At 70.0% G+C, this 14,812-nt stretch carries 14 protein-coding genes and 2 tRNA genes; 7 read left to right on the top strand and 9 right to left on the bottom strand.

The annotated features are described in order from the left end of the window. Nucleotides 1-91: 91 nt before the first annotated feature. From rsrA to ABTY98_RS06990, 4 genes are all read right to left on the bottom strand, one after another. Entirely contained in the window at nucleotides 92-430 is a 339-nt protein-coding gene (rsrA, locus tag ABTY98_RS07005) for a mycothiol system anti-sigma-R factor (protein WP_352219830.1), read from the bottom strand. Beyond that, the gene (sigR, locus tag ABTY98_RS07000; protein WP_352219829.1) at nucleotides 427-1,110 is read right to left on the bottom strand and encodes an RNA polymerase sigma factor SigR; all 684 of its coding nucleotides are present in this window, start codon (nucleotides 1,108-1,110) and stop codon (nucleotides 427-429) included. Before sigR ends, rsrA begins: the two co-directional genes overlap by 4 nt. A gap of 256 nt (nucleotides 1,111-1,366) precedes the next feature. Beyond that, on the bottom strand, nucleotides 1,367-1,999 hold the full coding sequence (locus ABTY98_RS06995; RefSeq protein WP_352219828.1) for an alpha/beta hydrolase family protein: 633 nt from the start codon (nucleotides 1,997-1,999) through the stop codon (nucleotides 1,367-1,369). A 27-nt stretch (nucleotides 2,000-2,026) separates the two neighbouring features. Further along, complete coding sequence (locus tag ABTY98_RS06990) at nucleotides 2,027-2,842, bottom strand: SOS response-associated peptidase (RefSeq protein WP_352219827.1); 816 nt, start codon at nucleotides 2,840-2,842, stop codon at nucleotides 2,027-2,029. A 192-nt stretch (nucleotides 2,843-3,034) separates the two neighbouring features. On the opposite strand from ABTY98_RS06990, the gene ABTY98_RS06985 reads away from it, so the two are divergent. The 4 genes from ABTY98_RS06985 (at nucleotide 3,035) to ABTY98_RS06970 (ending at nucleotide 6,616) form a co-directional block, all read left to right on the top strand. Further along, nucleotides 3,035-3,748: a M50 family metallopeptidase gene (locus tag ABTY98_RS06985; RefSeq protein WP_352219826.1), complete on the top strand. Its 714-nt coding sequence runs from the start codon at nucleotides 3,035-3,037 to the stop codon at nucleotides 3,746-3,748. A 120-nt stretch (nucleotides 3,749-3,868) separates the two neighbouring features. Continuing rightward, complete coding sequence (gene aroA / locus ABTY98_RS06980) at nucleotides 3,869-5,197, top strand: 3-phosphoshikimate 1-carboxyvinyltransferase (protein WP_352219825.1); 1,329 nt, start codon at nucleotides 3,869-3,871, stop codon at nucleotides 5,195-5,197. 12 nt (nucleotides 5,198-5,209) lie between these two features. Beyond that, nucleotides 5,210-6,220 (top strand): ribosome small subunit-dependent GTPase A, encoded by a 1,011-nt coding sequence (gene rsgA / locus ABTY98_RS06975; RefSeq protein WP_352219824.1) that lies wholly within the window; start codon nucleotides 5,210-5,212, stop codon nucleotides 6,218-6,220. A gap of 72 nt (nucleotides 6,221-6,292) precedes the next feature. Further along, nucleotides 6,293-6,616 (top strand): DMT family transporter, encoded by a 324-nt coding sequence (locus tag ABTY98_RS06970; RefSeq protein WP_352219823.1) that lies wholly within the window; start codon nucleotides 6,293-6,295, stop codon nucleotides 6,614-6,616. A 16-nt stretch (nucleotides 6,617-6,632) separates the two neighbouring features. Here the strand turns inward: ABTY98_RS06970 and ABTY98_RS06965 are convergent, their stop codons facing one another. Next, nucleotides 6,633-7,235, bottom strand: coding sequence for a TetR/AcrR family transcriptional regulator (locus ABTY98_RS06965; protein ID WP_352219895.1), 603 nt, complete (start codon nucleotides 7,233-7,235; stop codon nucleotides 6,633-6,635). 197 nt (nucleotides 7,236-7,432) lie between these two features. Here ABTY98_RS06965 and hisN point away from each other — a divergent pair, with 197 nt between their 5' ends. The 3 genes from hisN to ABTY98_RS06950 all read left to right on the top strand — a co-directional run bounded on the left by hisN (nucleotide 7,433) and on the right by ABTY98_RS06950 (nucleotide 9,371). Then, on the top strand, nucleotides 7,433-8,233 hold the full coding sequence (hisN, locus tag ABTY98_RS06960) for a histidinol-phosphatase (protein WP_352219822.1): 801 nt from the start codon (nucleotides 7,433-7,435) through the stop codon (nucleotides 8,231-8,233). Nucleotides 8,234-8,416: 183 nt separating this feature from the next. Next, entirely contained in the window at nucleotides 8,417-8,809 is a 393-nt protein-coding gene (locus ABTY98_RS06955) for a CBS domain-containing protein (RefSeq protein WP_352219821.1), read from the top strand. A gap of 142 nt (nucleotides 8,810-8,951) precedes the next feature. Further along, the gene (locus ABTY98_RS06950; RefSeq protein WP_352219820.1) at nucleotides 8,952-9,371 is read left to right on the top strand and encodes a Fur family transcriptional regulator; all 420 of its coding nucleotides are present in this window, start codon (nucleotides 8,952-8,954) and stop codon (nucleotides 9,369-9,371) included. A gap of 145 nt (nucleotides 9,372-9,516) precedes the next feature. Here the strand turns inward: ABTY98_RS06950 and ABTY98_RS06945 are convergent. From ABTY98_RS06945 to ABTY98_RS06930, 4 genes are all read right to left on the bottom strand, one after another. Continuing rightward, nucleotides 9,517-9,590 (bottom strand) — tRNA-Met (locus tag ABTY98_RS06945). Nucleotides 9,591-9,675: 85 nt separating this feature from the next. Continuing rightward, nucleotides 9,676-11,517, bottom strand: coding sequence for a tetratricopeptide repeat protein (locus ABTY98_RS06940; protein WP_352219819.1), 1,842 nt, complete (start codon nucleotides 11,515-11,517; stop codon nucleotides 9,676-9,678). Nucleotides 11,518-11,732: 215 nt separating this feature from the next. Beyond that, nucleotides 11,733-11,806: transfer RNA gene (locus tag ABTY98_RS06935), tRNA-Met, on the bottom strand. A 41-nt stretch (nucleotides 11,807-11,847) separates the two neighbouring features. Then, nucleotides 11,848-14,808: a UPF0182 family membrane protein gene (locus tag ABTY98_RS06930; RefSeq protein WP_352219894.1), complete on the bottom strand. Its 2,961-nt coding sequence runs from the start codon at nucleotides 14,806-14,808 to the stop codon at nucleotides 11,848-11,850. Nucleotides 14,809-14,812: the final 4 nt, after the last annotated feature.

Below are 14,812 nucleotides of genomic sequence, written 5' to 3'. Positions count from 1 at the left end.
GGCCCGGGGGTTATGACCGGAGGATTAGCACATTCGGGTGACGGACCACCGGGGCGGCGACGCCCGGCGGGGAGCACTCGGCAAGGGGCGCTCAGCTCTCCTGCGAAGTGACCGGAGCGGCCTGTTTGGCCGGTGCGGTCTGCGTGGCCGTGACGTCGTGCTCCGGGACGGCCTGGCCGGAGCGGATCAGGTCCAGCCGCCCCAGCACCTTGGCCCGCAGGTCACTCGGTACGTCGTCATGGCCGCAGCACCGCTTGACCAGCTTCTTCACGGCCTGCTCCAGCCCGTACTTCTCCAGGCAGGGCGAGCACTCCTCGAAGTGCTGCCTGAACTTGACGCGATCGACGTCCGGCATCTCACTGTCGAGGAACTCGTACAGATGGTCGAGTACCTCACTGCAGTCCGTCTCGTGCGGCTCTCCGCAGCTCATGAGCCCGAGCCTTTCGCTTCGTTCGACTCTCCGGCGCCGGCCGGGACGAGGCCGCGCTCACGCGCGTAGTCCTCCAGCATGCCCCGCAGTTGACGGCGGCCCCGGTGCAGCCGGGACATCACCGTACCGATGGGTGTCCCCATGATGTCCGCGATCTCCTTGTACGCAAAGCCCTCTACGTCAGCGAGGTAGACGGCGATGCGGAACTCCTCGGGGATCGCCTGCAGCGCTTCCTTCACATCCGAGTCGGGCAGGTGGTCGAGCGCCTGCGACTCCGCGGAGCGCAGACCGGTCGACATGTGCGACTCGGCACGGGCGAGCTGCCAGTCCTCGATCTCCTCGGCCGCCGAGCGCTGCGGTTCGCGCTGCTTCTTGCGGTACGAGTTGATGAAGGTGTTGGTCAGAATGCGATACAGCCAGGCCTTGAGGTTGGTGCCCTCACGGAACTGGTGGAACGACGCGTACGCCTTGGCATAGGTCTCCTGCACCAGGTCCTCGGCGTCGGCCGGGTTGCGTGTCATGCGCAGCGCGGCCGAGTACATCTGGTCGAGGAATTCCAGCGCGTCCCGCTCGAAGCGCGCGGTGCGCTCCGAGGTCGACTCCGCGCTCGTGCCCTGGCCCTCGGGCAGCTCCGCCTGGCCGTTGTCGGTCCCTGCGTCGGTCCCAGTGACCGGACCCACCTCCTCAAGATCCAGGGCAGGACCGAAACCGATCCCACTCGACTCGGAGGATAGAACACGACCCGTGCCTGCCGCCGCTCGAATAGGAGCGGTCTTGGCCGCGTGCAGCACTGTCCAGTCCAGGTCAGCGCTGCTGCTGCGGCTCGGGCAGATGGTCGAACCCATGCGGCGGACTTCCTCTCCTTCGGCGTCGGCGCTGGTGCCCCAGCACTTCTGTCCGCCTCAACAGTGGTCCGCCACTCAACATTCCCGGGTGTCACCCGAGTGGTGCGGTCCACTCGACGACCGCGTTCGTGATGATGGCCACTGCCCGTTCCGGCTCGATGTCTGCCCTTTTGGGCACCGCGAATCCATGATCGCCGTACGGCACCTCGACGAGTGCGTAGTCGCCCTCCGGGAACTCGGCCGGCTTCCCGAACGGGTCGTTCCCGCCCTGGACGACGAGCGTGGGCACCCCGGCCCCCAGGAGCTCCTCGGCCCGCGACTTCTCCGGCCTGCCCGGCGGGTGCAGCGGGAAGCTGAGCGCGAGGACGGCGGCCGCGCCCAGCTCCGTGGCCGTACGGCAGGCGACCCGGGCCCCGGCGCTGCGCCCGCCGGACACCACCGGCAGCCCCGGTGCGGCGAGCGCGGGCCACACGCCCCGCCAGCCCACGTCGAGGGTCTTCGGCGCGGGGGCAAGCTTCTTCCCGGCGACCCGCCAGGGCTGCTCCACGAGCGCGACGGTCACACCGTGTTCCGGCAGTACCGCGGCGATCGCCTGGAGGTCACGGGCCTCGATGCCCCCGCCCGCCCCATGGCTCAGGGCGAGCACCAGCCGGGCCTTCTCCGCCTCGTACCAGGTGATGCGGGCGTCCCCCGCCTCCGTACCGACGATCTTCGAAGTGGTCACGCCTGAAGGCTAGGTCACGTCGGAAGGCTAGAAGAGTGTGCTCTCTTCCGGTGCCTCCAGCTCCGTCAGCAGCTCCGGGCTGTTGTTGCGGACGTTGCTGACGGCCGTGGAGACCGGGTAGGCCCGCATCAGGCCCTCCGGGGGCGGGGCGAGCAGCGACCGCAGGTCCTCGACGTCCGTGCGGGCCGGGTCGAGCCAGGCGTCCCAGCGGTCCGGGGTCAGCATCAGCGGCATCCGGGGGTGGATGTCGGACAGTGACCGGGGGCCCTCCGCGGGCGCCACCGCCAGTGGCGAGGTCTCCGCCTCCGTGGTGATCACCGAGCAGGTCACCCACCAGGCCAGCGGGTGCTCGTCGGGGAGCGTGCGGTCCCGCCAGAACTCGTACAGCCCGGCCATGGCGAACACCGAGCCGTCGGCGGGCAGTACGAAGTACGGCTGCTTGCGCGGCCGCTTCTTCCTGCCCTCGACCTCCAGGTCGCGCTCCTCCTTGGCGGTGACCCACTCGTAGTAGCCGTCGGCGGGCAGGATGCAGCGGCGGGCGGCGAAGGCGCGGCGGTACGACGGCTTCTCGTGCACGGTCTCGGCGCGCGCGTTGATCATCCGGGCTCCGCCCTCGGGCGACTTGGCCCAGGAGGGCACCAGGCCCCACTTGAGCCTGCGCAGCTGGCGGACCGGCCGCTTGTCGTCGGCGTCCTTCAGGGGCCGGTCCAGGACCGCGTAGACCTCCTTGGTGGGGGCCACGTTGTAGTCGGGCTCCAGAGTCTCCTCGGGCTCCCACTTCTCGACCTCGAAGATTCCGGCCAGGTCCTCGGGCCTACGACTCGACGCGTACCGTCCGCACATCTTCACAACCCTACATTTCACTCCCGGGACCGAAGCCGGGACGGCGGACCAGACCGCGTCTCGCGCCCAACTCGCCGACGGACACCGGTGATCCGGGGACGTTCCCTTTCTCCTGGCCGTTGGGATGCCGTCCACACATACATACGTGTCACACTGCCGGTTCCGTACGACGAGAGGGAACGACCGGAGACCATGGACACCAGCACAGCGACCTCTCTCTGGGACGAGCTGACCGGCACCCAGCCCGACCCGGACCTGTGGGTGGTGATCGCGACGCTGGCCGCTGCGGCCGCCGTGGTCGTCCCGCACACCGTGTGGCGGATATCGCGCAACGCCGTCACGATCGCCCACGAGGGCGGCCACGGCCTGGTCGCCCTGATCACCGGCCGTCAGCTCACCGGCATCCGTCTGCACTCCGACACCAGTGGCCTCACGGTCAGCCGGGGCAAGCCGCACGGCCTGGGCATGATCCTCACGGCGGCGTCCGGCTACACCGCGCCGCCGCTCCTCGGCCTGGGCGGCGCGGCCCTGCTCGGCGCCGGCCGCATCACCCTTCTGCTGTGGGTCGCGACGGCCCTGCTCATCGCCATGCTGGTGATGATCCGCAACGCGTACGGCGTCCTGACGGTGTTCCTGACGGGCGGCGCGTTCCTGCTGGTGTCCTGGCTGGCCGGGCCCCAGGTGCAGGCGGCGTTCGCGTACGCGGTGGTGTGGTTCCTGCTGCTGGGCGGCGTGCGCCCGGCGTTCGAACTACAGGCGAAACGCTCCCGGGGCGGAGCCGGTGACTCGGACGCGGACCAACTGTCACGGCTGACCCACGTACCGGCGGGGATGTGGCTGTTCCTGTTCCACGCGGTGTCGCTGTGTTCGCTGATCGGTGGGGGCAGGTGGCTGCTGGGGGCATGACCGGCCCTCCTGTTCGGGGGCGCGGGGCCGTGTCGGTCGGCGGCTGCGCCGCGGGCACGGCCGGCCCCCGCACAGCCGCACACGAAGGCTCTACGCGCGGCCTCCCACTAAAGTGACCCCATGGCCGCAAACCCCACCGCACCAACCGCCCTCTGGCCCGCCCCCCAGGCAAGCGGAGCCGTCGACGCGACGGTCCACGTGCCCGGGTCCAAGTCGGTCACCAACCGCGCGCTCGTCCTCGCCGCCCTCGCCTCCGAACCCGGCTGGCTCCGCCGCCCCCTCCGGTCCCGTGACACCCTGCTGATGGCCGGCGCCCTGCGGGCGATGGGCGTCGGCATCGACGAAGGCGTCGGCCCCGACGGCTCCGGCGAGGCGTGGCGTGTGCTCCCGGCCGGCCTGCGCGGCCCCGCCACGGTCGACGTCGGCAACGCCGGCACGGTGATGCGCTTCCTGCCGCCCGTCGCCACCCTCGCCGCGGGCGACATCCGCTTCGACGGCGACCCCCGCTCCTACGAACGCCCGCTGCACGGTGTGATCGACGCCCTGCGTGCCCTCGGCGCCCGGATCGACGACGACGGCCGGGGCGCGCTCCCGCTGACCGTGCACGGCAGCGGCGCTCTGGAGGGCGGCCCGGTGTCGATCGACGCCTCGTCCTCGTCCCAGTTCGTGTCGGCCCTGCTGCTCTCCGGCCCGCGGTTCAACCAAGGCGTGGAGGTCCGCCACATCGGCGCGACGCTCCCCTCCCTCCCTCACATCCGGATGACCGTCGACATGCTGCGCGCGGTCGGCGCCCAGGTGGACACCCCGGAGTCGGGCGGCGAGCCGAACGTCTGGCGGGTCACCCCGGGCGCGCTGCTCGGCCGGGACCTGACCGTCGAGCCGGACCTCTCGAACGCCCAGCCGTTCCTCGCCGCCGCCCTGGTGACAGGCGGCAAGGTGCTGATCCCGGACTGGCCCTCGCGTACGACCCAGCCCGGTGACCGGCTGCGCGAGATCTTCACCGAGATGGGCGGTTCCTGCGAACTGACCGAGTACGGCCTGGAGTTCACCGGTTCCGGCCGGATCCACGGCATCGACGTCGACCTGGGTGACGTGGGCGAGTTGACCCCCGGCATCGCCGCGGTCGCCGCCCTCGCCGACTCCCCCTCCACCCTGCGGGGCGTGTCCCATCTCCGTCTCCACGAGACGGACCGGCTGGCCGCGCTCACCAAGGAGATCAACGAGCTGGGCGGTGACGTCACCGAGACCGCCGACGGCCTGCACATCCGCCCGCGCAGGCTGCACGGCGGGGTCTTCCACACCTACGAGGACCACCGTATGGCCACGGCCGGTGCGATCATCGGCCTGGCCGTGGAGGGTGTTCAGATCGAGAACGTGGCGACCACGGCGAAGACCCTGCCGGACTTCCCCGACCTGTGGACCGGGATGCTCGGGAGCGACGGGGCCTAGGGGCGTACGACCATGCGCCGCTACGGCAAGCAAACCGACGAGGACGACATCCGCCAGCGCCCCAACCGCAAGGGCACCCGGCCCCGTACGCACATCCGCCCCGCACACGAGGACGCGGCCGAGGGCATGGTCCTCACCGTCGACCGGGGCCGGCTGACCTGCCTGGTCGACGACCGGACCGTGCTGGCGATGAAGGCCCGTGAGCTGGGCCGCAAGGCGGCGGTGGTGGGCGACAGGGTCGCCCTCGTCGGTGACCTGTCCGGCAAGAAGGACACGCTCGCGCGGATCGTCCGGATCGAGGGGCGCGCGTCGGTGCTGCGCCGGACCGCGGACGACGACGACCCGTTCGAGCGGGTGGTCGTGGCCAACGCCGACCAGTTGGCGATCGTCACGGCCCTGGCCGACCCCGAACCGCGCCCGCGCCTGATCGACCGCTGTCTGGTCGCGGCCTTCGACGGCGGACTCACCCCGCTCCTGATCATGACCAAGTCGGACCTGGCCCCACCGGACGAACTCCTGGAGCTGTACGGCGCGCTGGACATCCCGTACGTCGTCACGAGCCGCGAGGAGCTGGAGACCGGCGACGCGGCCCAGCGCGTGCGGGAGCAGATCGACGGCAAGATCACCGCGTTCGTCGGCCACTCGGGCGTCGGCAAGACGACCCTGGTGAACGCGCTGGTCCCGGAAGACCGTCGCCGCATCACGGGTCATGTGAACGCCGTGACGGGCCGGGGCCGTCACACCACCACGTCCGCGCTCGCCCTCCCCCTGTCCGACGACGGGGGCTGGGTCATCGACACCCCGGGCATCCGCTCCTTCGGACTGGCCCATGTCGACCCGTCCCGGGTGATCCACGCGTTCCCGGAAATGGAGCCCGGCACGGTGAACTGTCCGCGCGCGTGCAGCCACGACGAGCCGGACTGCGCGCTGGACGAGTGGGTCGCCGAGGGCCACGCGGACCCGGCCCGTCTCTACTCGCTGCGCCGGCTGCTGGCCACGCGGGAGCGCAAGGAAGGCGACTGACCACCGCGGTGTTTGTCCTGGCCGGCGTTCGGTAAGTGCATAATCGCACCTGGACTTACGGGAGGACGGCACATGGCGTGGCTGCTGGTGATCGTGGCCGGGATTCTGGAGACCGGCTTCGCCGTGTGCCTCAAGCTCTCCCACGGCTTCACCCGCCTCTGGCCGACGATCGCGTTCGCGTCCTTCGCCCTGGGCAGCTTCGGCCTCCTGACCCTCTCCCTCAGGAAGCTGGACGTGGGCCCGGCGTACGCGGTGTGGACAGGCATCGGGGCGGCCGGCACGGCGATCTACGGCATGATCTTCCTGGGCGACCTGGTATCCACCCTGAAGATCGTCTCCATCAGCCTGGTCATCATCGGCGTGATCGGCCTCCAGCTCTCGGGCTCGAGCCACTAGTCACACCCGGCCCCTCTCACACCGGCTGCCGCTGCAACACCCCCCGCACCAACTCCGCCAATCCGCCCTCCCCCGGCGGCGCGGCCACACACGACAGCGCAAGCCGGACGACGAGTTCACAGGACCGGACCAGCTCACCGTTCCCCTTCACCGTTCCCGGCCCGGACAGCACCGCCACCGCGCGATCCCGCACGATCTGCACGAATTCCCCGGGCGAGGGCAACGGCCCATCCGCCCGCCGCTGCGCCGGCACCGGGGAGGACGACGGAACCGCGGTCAGCGTCGGCGACGGCAGCCGCTCGCTCCAGCATCCGGTGAGCATCGCCCGTACCAGCACGTTCTCACGAGCCGCCACCGCCATCCACTCGGCCGTCGCCGTCAGGCGTTCCCGCACCTCGGTATGGCTGCCTAGCGCCCGTTCGACCCCCGCCAGATACCCGTCGGCCTCCCGACGCACCAGCGCCCTCGCCAGGCCTTCCTTGCTGCCGAACTCGTTGTACAGCGTCTGCCGGGACACCCCGGCCGCCGCGGCCACGTCGACCATCCGCACCGCGGCCCACGGTCGGCGGGCCAGCGCCGTGAACGCGGCGTCCAGCAGGGATTCCCGGGCTGCAGGCATCATCGCCTCCTGGGGCGAGCGAGTCTGCGCCCAGATTTGACGCGCACGATCCCACTGTCAAGGGTTCGCGAAGGCACCGGGGGGCCCTTCGGCCAACGCACGCGGGCAGTGGATCCCGCACAGATCCTCGGGCATCCCCCGTATGCGCCTCATCCCTGTGTAGCCCCGCCCCCACCCCGGCAGATAGCGTTCGTCACATGCCGGACTACCACGATGACCTGCGGCTCGCCCACGTGCTCGCGGACGCGGCCGACGCCGCCACCATGGCCCGCTTCAAGGCCCTCGACCTCAAGGTCGAGACCAAGCCGGACATGACCCCGGTGAGCGAGGCGGACAAGTCCGCCGAGGAGCTGGTCCGCGGCCAGTTGCAGCGCGCCCGCCCACGGGACGCGATCCTCGGCGAGGAGTACGGCATCGAGGGCACCGGCCCGCGCCGCTGGGTGATCGACCCGATCGACGGCACCAAGAACTACGTACGCGGCGTCCCTGTCTGGGCGACCCTGATCTCCCTAATGGAGGCGGCCGAGGGCGGCTACCGGCCGGTCGTCGGCGTGGTCTCCGCGCCCGCGCTGGGCCGCCGCTGGTGGGCGGCGCAGGGGCACGGCGCCTACACCGGCCGCAGCCTCACCTCGGCCACCCGCCTGCACGTCTCCAAGGTCTCGAAACTGGCCGACGCCTCCTTCGCGTACTCCTCGCTGAGCGGCTGGGAGGAGCGCGGCCAGCTGAACGGCTTCCTGGACCTCACCCGCGAGGTGTGGCGCACGCGCGCGTACGGCGACTTCTGGCCGTACATGATGGTCGCCGAGGGGTCGGTGGACATCTGTGCCGAGCCGGAGCTGTCCCTGTGGGACATGGCGGCCACCGCGATCGTGGTGACGGAGGCCGGCGGCACCTTCACCGGCCTGGACGGGCGCCCCGGCCCGCACAGCGGCAACGCGGCCGCCTCCAACGGTCTGCTCCACGACGAGCTGCTGTCCTACCTCACCCAGCGTTACTGAAACAGCCTTCTGAGGCAGAACAGCGCAGTCTTCTACAGCACATATGAGCGCGTGCGCCCTCAATTGACTGCCTGCACCCCCTTGTTGACCCCTGCTTTACCTGCCACCCTGTGAGAACCCCCACATTGTGCATTTGTGAATCGCTGAACTATCTCCGCGGTTCTCTAGGAGGTGGCACCTTTCATGCTCGTCCGTGACGCCATGAGCACGGTGGTCCTCACCGTCGGCCCAGCCCACACACTCCGCCAGGCAGCCGCCCTGATGTCCGCGCGTCGCGTGGGCGCGGCGATCGTCCACGACCCGGACGCCGGCGGCATCGGCATCCTCACCGAACGCGACATCCTGAACTCCGTCGGCCTGGGTCAGAACCCGGACACGGAGCCCATCCACGCCCACACCACCAACGACGTCGTGTTCGCCGCCCCGACCTGGACCCTGGAGGAGGCGGCCCGGGCGATGGCCCATGGCGGCTTCCGCCATCTGATCGTCCTCGACGGCGGTGAGCCGGCCGGCATCGTCTCGGTCCGCGACATCATCCGCTGCTGGGTCGGGGCACGCGCACCGCAACCCGTCTAGCACCCCCGACCGGCACGCCGAACGGGCCGGACTCCGACCTCCGGGGATCCGGCCCGCGCGTGTTGGACTTAGTCCAAGTCAAGTAGAGTTCCAAAGTCACACCTGTTCGGAAAATGGTCGGCCTGCTGTTAGGCTGGTGTCTATGAGTGACCTTCTGGAACGGCTGCGTGGACGCGGATGGCGGATGACCTCGCAGCGACGTGTCGTGGCCGAGGTCCTCGACGGCGAGCACGTCCATCTGACGGCCGACGAGGTCCACGCCAGGGCTGTCGCCAAGCTGCCGGAGATCTCCCGGGCGACCGTCTACAACACGCTGGGTGAGCTGGTCTCGCTCGGCGAGGTCCTCGAGGTCTCGACAGACAAGCGCGCCAAGCGGTACGACCCGAACGCGCACCGCCCCCACCACCACCTGGTCTGCGCCCGTTGCGGCTCGATCCGCGACGTCCACCCCACCGGCAACCCGCTGGCCGACCTCCCCTCCTCGGAGCGCTTCGGCTTCACGGTCTCCGACGTCGAGGTGACGTACCGAGGCCTGTGCCCGGACTGCGCGACGGCCGCCTGACGACCATTCCCGAAAGGCCCCGGCACCCTTGTGGCGCCGGGGCTTTCGTGGCAACTGGGCTCGACGCCCTTACGCAGCCGTGCCCGTGCCCATGCAAACACCGAGGGCCGGAATCCATTTCTGGATTCCGGCCCTCGGCCTTCAGTAGCGGGGACAGGATTTGAACCTGCGACCTCTGGGTTATGAGCCCAGCGAGCTACCGAGCTGCTCCACCCCGCGTCGATGAACAGAACATTACGTGAGGGACGGCAGCAGAAGCAAATCCATTGCTGTCAGCCCGCCTGACCTGCGGAAAGACTCAGGCTCAGGCCGACAGCTCCTCGCGCAGGGCGTCCCGCAGCCGACCCGCCCGCTCGGTCACCTCGGCCGGCCCCAGCGCCACCGCCCGGTCGGCCCACCGCTGCCCCTCCGCCAGCTCGCCACGACGCGCGTAGACCAGGGCCAGCCGCAACGCCGCCCGCCCGTGCCCCGCGTCGGCGGCCCGCTGCCACCACACGGCGGCCTCCGGCTCGCTTCCCTCCCGGGCCAGCAACAGCCCCAGGTTGAACGCCCCGTTCCGCGACCCGGCCTCGGCCGCGACCCGGTACCACCGCGCCGCCTCCACCACGTCCCCGCGGGCCGCGGCGAGCATCCCGACGCGCACCTGGGCACGCCGGTGTCCCTGCGAGGCGGCCCGCTCGTACCACTCCTCGCACTCGGTCTTGGTGTGCAGCGAGGACTCACCGAGCTCGTGCTCGGACACCGCCGGCCGGCGTGCGTCGAGCACGGCGGCGAGCCGGTAGGCGGCCTCGGCACTCCCGCCGCCCGCGGCGCACCGCAGATGCCGCTCGGCGGTGGCCTCGTCACCCTCCCGCAGCCGGGCGATGCCGACCTGGAGTGCCGCCTCCGTGTGCCCGGCGGCGGCCGCCTGCTCGTAGCAGCGCAGCGCGACACGGTCCTCACCGCGCCCGGCGTAGAGGATCCCGAGGTTGAACGCGGCGTCCACGCTGCCGGCCTCGGCGGCCTTGGAGAACCACGGTTCGGCGCCGGCCGTGTCGCCGCCCTGGAGCAGCAGGATGGCGAGGGCGTTGGCCGCCTCCCGGTGCCCCGCGTAGGCCGCCCGCCGGTACCACTGCTCGGCCTGCGCGGTCCGCCCCTGCTCGGCGCAGAGCAGCCCGAGGTTGTACGCCCCGTTGTCGTCGCCCGCGTCCATCGCCGCCCGGTACCAGCGCTCGGCGGTCTGTGTCTCGCCGCGCTCGGCGTGCAGCGCGCCGAGTGCGTTGGCCGCGTTGCCGTCGCCGTCCTGCGCGGCTCGCAGCCACCACACGGCGGCGCTCTCCGTGTCCCCGGCGTCGCGCAGCAGGAAGCCGAGCGCACAGGCGGCCCGGGCCTCGCCGTCCTTGGCGGAGGTCAGGTACCAGCGCCCGGCCTCCTTGAGTTGGCCGCGCTTCTCCAGGATCGCCCCGAGGTGCAGCGCGGCCCGTCGGTGGCCGCGTGCGGCCGCCTGCCGGTACCACTGCTCGGCCTCTTCGACCTCCGGAGCCCCGGCGGCGGCCTCCGTACCGACACCGTTGTCACCCCCGGTCTCGCCCTCGCCCGCGACCGCTCTGCGGTCGAGCGCGCGCGCCAGTCGGTACGCGGCCTCCCGGTGCCCGCGCTCGGCGGCGGCCCGCATCCACTGGCCGGCGTCCGCGTCCCCCCGGTGCTCCAGCAGGTCGGCCAGCGCGTAGGCGCCGAGAGCGTGGCCCTGCTCGGCGGACTGGCGCAGCCAGTACTCGGCGGCGGGTTCGTCCCCGCGCTCCCGGTGGTGCCGGCCCAGCGCGTGAGCCGCGGCCGCGGAGCCGGCGACCGCGGCGATCCGCCACCATCCGGCGGCCTCCTCGGGGTAGCCGCGCTGGTGCAGCAGGACGCCGAGGTTGTTGGCGGCGGCACGGTCACCGGCGGCGGTGGCGGCACGCAACTGGGGTTCGGCTCCGTCGAGGTCGCCACGGCGCAGCAGCATGGCGCCGAGGACACTCATCGACTCGACGTCACCGGCCTCGGCGTGGAGCCGGCGGCGTGCCTCCTCAGCGGCCTCAGCGGCCTCGTCGCGGGTTGGCTCCTCGCCCGAAGGCTGCACAAATCGCCCTGTCTCGAACAGAGTTGCCTTGTCCCCCATAACGTCCATCGTCGCACCACCTGCAACCTGGGTACATCCGGTATAGCGCAACCCGTGAGGTCACTTCAGCGTTTTGTCGACATGCCCACAGAACGACAAGTCAAACACATCTCCGCCAACTCCCCACAGCGGCACGGCTACCTCACGCATCGGTACATGCGTTCGCCGCCCGTCCGGACACCACGAAGGCCCGGATCCTCTTGGATCCGGGCCTTCGACTTCAGTAGCGGGGACAGGATTTGAACCTGCGACCTCTGGGTTATGAGCCCAGCGAGCTACCGAGCTGCTCCACCCCGCGCCGTTGTGTTCAAACCGTACCACGGCGCGGGGCGGGCGTGATCACCCGCTCGGGCTGGGACTGCTGCTCGCGCTGGGACTCACACTGGCACCGGGGCTCGGACTGCTGCTCGGCGATGCGCCCCCACCGGTCTTGTCGGCCTTGGACTGCGCCTTCTCGGCCCGGCTCAGCGCGTCCTGCAGCTCGTCCTGCGCCTTGCCGTACGCCGTCCAGTCACCCTTCTTCAGGGCTTCCTGTCCCGCCTCGAAGGCCTTCTGGGCGTCGTTCAGCGCCTCCTGGACCGTCGGATTACCGGACGTCGGCGGTGTGGTCGTCCCGGTGTCCGAGGATCCGGTGTCCGAGGACCCCGTGCCCGAACCGTTCGAGCCGAACACCTTGTTGAGCGCCTCGTCGAGGGTGTTCTCGAAGGCGGTCTTGCCCTCGTAGGTCACCAACACCTTGCGCAGCAGTGGGTACTTGACGCCGGCACCGCGTACGTAGACGGGCTCCGCGTACAGCAGGCCCCCGTCCAGTGGCACGGTCAGCAGATTGCCGTACTCCACCTCGGAGTCGCCGCCCTTGAGGAGTTTGATCGCGGCGGCGATGTCCTGTTCGGAGTTGAACTTGCTCTGGACCTGCTTGGGGCCGTCGACGGTCGTACTGGTCGGCAGTTTCAGGATTCTGATCTTGCCGTAGTCCTTCGAACCGGCCTCGGAGTCGACCGACATGAACGCGCTGAGGTTGTCCCGGCCGTTGGGCGTGAACGTCGTCGACAGCGAGAACGCCTGCTGACTCTGGTCGGGCATCTTCATGCTCAGGTAGTACGGCGGCACCGCGTTGCCCGACTTGTTGCTCGGGTCGTCGGGCACCTGCCACACCTCGCTGCCGGTCAGGAACGTCTGGGCGTCCGTCACGTGGTAGCGGGTGAGCAGCTCGCGCTGGACCTTGAACAGGTCCTGGGGATAACGGAGATGGCCCATCAGGTCCGACGAGATGGCCGACTTCGGCTGCACCGTACCGGGGAAGGCCTTCATCCAGGTCTTCAGCACCGGGTCCCCGGTGTCCCACTGATAGAGCTTGACCTCGCCGGTGTACGCGTCGACGGTCGCCTTCACCGAGTTGCGGATGTAGTTGACCTGGTCCTGCTGGGCCACCACCGCACGCGAGTTGTTGGTCGCGGTCAGCGAGTCGGCCGTCGTGTCACCGAGGGTCGTACGGGAGGCGTACGGATAGCCGTTGGTCGTCGTGTACGCGTCTACGATCCACTGGATACGGCCCTGGACGACCGCCGGATAGGCGTCGCCGTCGATGGTCAGCCAGGGGGCGACCGCCTCGACGCGCTCCTTGGGTGTGCGGTTGTACAGGATCCGCGAGCCCTTGCCGATCGCACCGGAGTAGAGGATCTGCGGTTCGTTGAACGCGACCGCATACGCGGCCCGGTTGATCGGGCTGGAGAGGCTGACCCCGCTCTTGCCCTCGTAGCTGGTGGTCTTCTCACCGTTGTCGTCGGAGTAGTCGATCTCCTTCTGGGGACCGCCGACGATCGAGTAGGTGTTGGTCTTCTCGCCGTAGTAGACCCGCTGCTGGTACGTCCCCAGGTCACCCGTGGACGGCAGGTCGGACTCGGTGAAGACCGGCTGCCCCTGGTTGTCGGCCTCGGTGCCCTTGGCGGCGACCACGCCGTAGCCGTGGGTGTAGCGGAAGTGGTCGTTGATCCAGTTGTTCTTCGGGATGCCGGCGAGGTTCAGCTCACGCAGTCCGATGACGGTGTCCTGGATCTTGCCGTCCTTGGTGTAGCGGTCCACGTCCAGATTGGTCGGGAACGCGTAGTAGTTACGCATCTGCTGGAGCTGCTGGAACGTGGGCGAGACGATGTTCGGGTCCATGATCCGGATGCTCGCCGTGGCGTCGACGTCGTCGCGGAGCTTGGTCTTGTCCGGGGTGGTGCTCTTGCCCGTGTACTCGGTGACCTTGGTGTCGTCGATGCCGTACGCCTCGCGGGTCGCCTTGAGGTTCTTCTGGACGTACGGGGCTTCCTTGGCCTGCTCGTTGGGCTGGACCTGGAACTTCTGGACGATCGCCGGATACAGACCGCCGATGAGGATCGCCGACAGGACCATCAGGCCGAAGCCGATGACGGGCAGCTGCCAGGTGCGCCGCCACAGGGTGGCGAAGAACAGCAGCGCGCAGATGACGGCGATGCAGAACAGGATCGTCTTCGCCGGCAGATACGCGTTCGCGTCGACGTACCTGAGGCCCGTCCAGTTGCCGGTGGCCTTGAAGTCGCTGGACTTGACGGCCAGTCCGTAGCGGTCGAGCCAGTAGGCGACCGCCTTGAGGGCGACGAAGAAGCCGAGCAGCACCGAGAGGTGCCCGGTAGCCGCACCCGTGGCACGCGCGCCGGGGCTGGTGACCCGCAGCCCGCCGTACAGGTAGTGGGTGAGCGCGGCGGCGATCAGGGAGAGGATCGCGGTGGCGAAGCCGAAGCCCAACAGGAACCGGTACCAGGGCAGGTCGAAGGTGTAGAAGGAGATGTCGAGGTGGAACTGCGGGTCCTTCTGGTGGAAGGGCACGCCGTTGACCCACATCAGCCAGGTCCGCCACTGGCCGGCCGCGGAGGCACCGGCGATCAGCCCGACCAGCGCGGTGACCGCGAGCAGCAGCCACTTCTTGTACGGCGCGATGCCCATCCGGTAGCGGTCCAGGCTCTGTTGCTCCATGGACATGGCGCTCAGCGGCGGGCGCAACCGGTGCGCGAGCCAGATGTTGAAGCCCACCGCGGCCGCCATCAGCAGGCCGAAGACGAAGAACAGCCCGATCTTCGTCCACAGGGTGGTGGTGAACACCGAGGAGTAGTGCACCGACCGGTACCAGAGCCAGTCCGTCCAGAAGCCCGCGAACATGGTGAACGCCATGCCGAGTACGGCGAGCACGCCCAGTGTCATGAGCAGGGTCCGGACACGCCGCGACGGGCGGCCCGCTCTGATCCTCGGCCCCGTCGGGCCTCCGCCGCGGTCCGGCATCTGG

Source organism: Streptomyces sp. NPDC096040, assembly GCF_040303265.1.
Lineage (GTDB): Bacteria > Actinomycetota > Actinomycetes > Streptomycetales > Streptomycetaceae > Streptomyces.
This window is presented reverse-complemented; position numbering and strand designations above follow the sequence as displayed.

Bases quoted from the DNA above. Each gene is read 5' to 3' on its own strand.
- rsrA (WP_352219830.1), bottom strand. From the start codon at position 430: ATGAGCTGCGGAGAGCCGCACGAGACGGACTGCAGTGAGGTACTCGAC.
- ABTY98_RS06990 (WP_352219827.1), bottom strand. From the start codon at position 2,842: ATGTGCGGACGGTACGCGTCGAGTCGTAGGCCCGAGGACCTGGCCGGA.
- ABTY98_RS06985 (WP_352219826.1), top strand. From the start codon at position 3,035: ATGGACACCAGCACAGCGACCTCTCTCTGGGACGAGCTGACCGGCACC.
- aroA (WP_352219825.1), top strand. From the start codon at position 3,869: ATGGCCGCAAACCCCACCGCACCAACCGCCCTCTGGCCCGCCCCCCAG.
- rsgA (WP_352219824.1), top strand. From the start codon at position 5,210: ATGCGCCGCTACGGCAAGCAAACCGACGAGGACGACATCCGCCAGCGC.
- ABTY98_RS06970 (WP_352219823.1), top strand. From the start codon at position 6,293: ATGGCGTGGCTGCTGGTGATCGTGGCCGGGATTCTGGAGACCGGCTTC.
- ABTY98_RS06965 (WP_352219895.1), bottom strand. From the start codon at position 7,235: ATGCCTGCAGCCCGGGAATCCCTGCTGGACGCCGCGTTCACGGCGCTG.
- hisN (WP_352219822.1), top strand. From the start codon at position 7,433: ATGCCGGACTACCACGATGACCTGCGGCTCGCCCACGTGCTCGCGGAC.
- ABTY98_RS06955 (WP_352219821.1), top strand. From the start codon at position 8,417: ATGCTCGTCCGTGACGCCATGAGCACGGTGGTCCTCACCGTCGGCCCA.
- ABTY98_RS06950 (WP_352219820.1), top strand. From the start codon at position 8,952: ATGAGTGACCTTCTGGAACGGCTGCGTGGACGCGGATGGCGGATGACC.
- ABTY98_RS06940 (WP_352219819.1), bottom strand. From the start codon at position 11,517: ATGGACGTTATGGGGGACAAGGCAACTCTGTTCGAGACAGGGCGATTT.
- ABTY98_RS06930 (WP_352219894.1), bottom strand. From the start codon at position 14,808: ATGCCGGACCGCGGCGGAGGCCCGACGGGGCCGAGGATCAGAGCGGGC.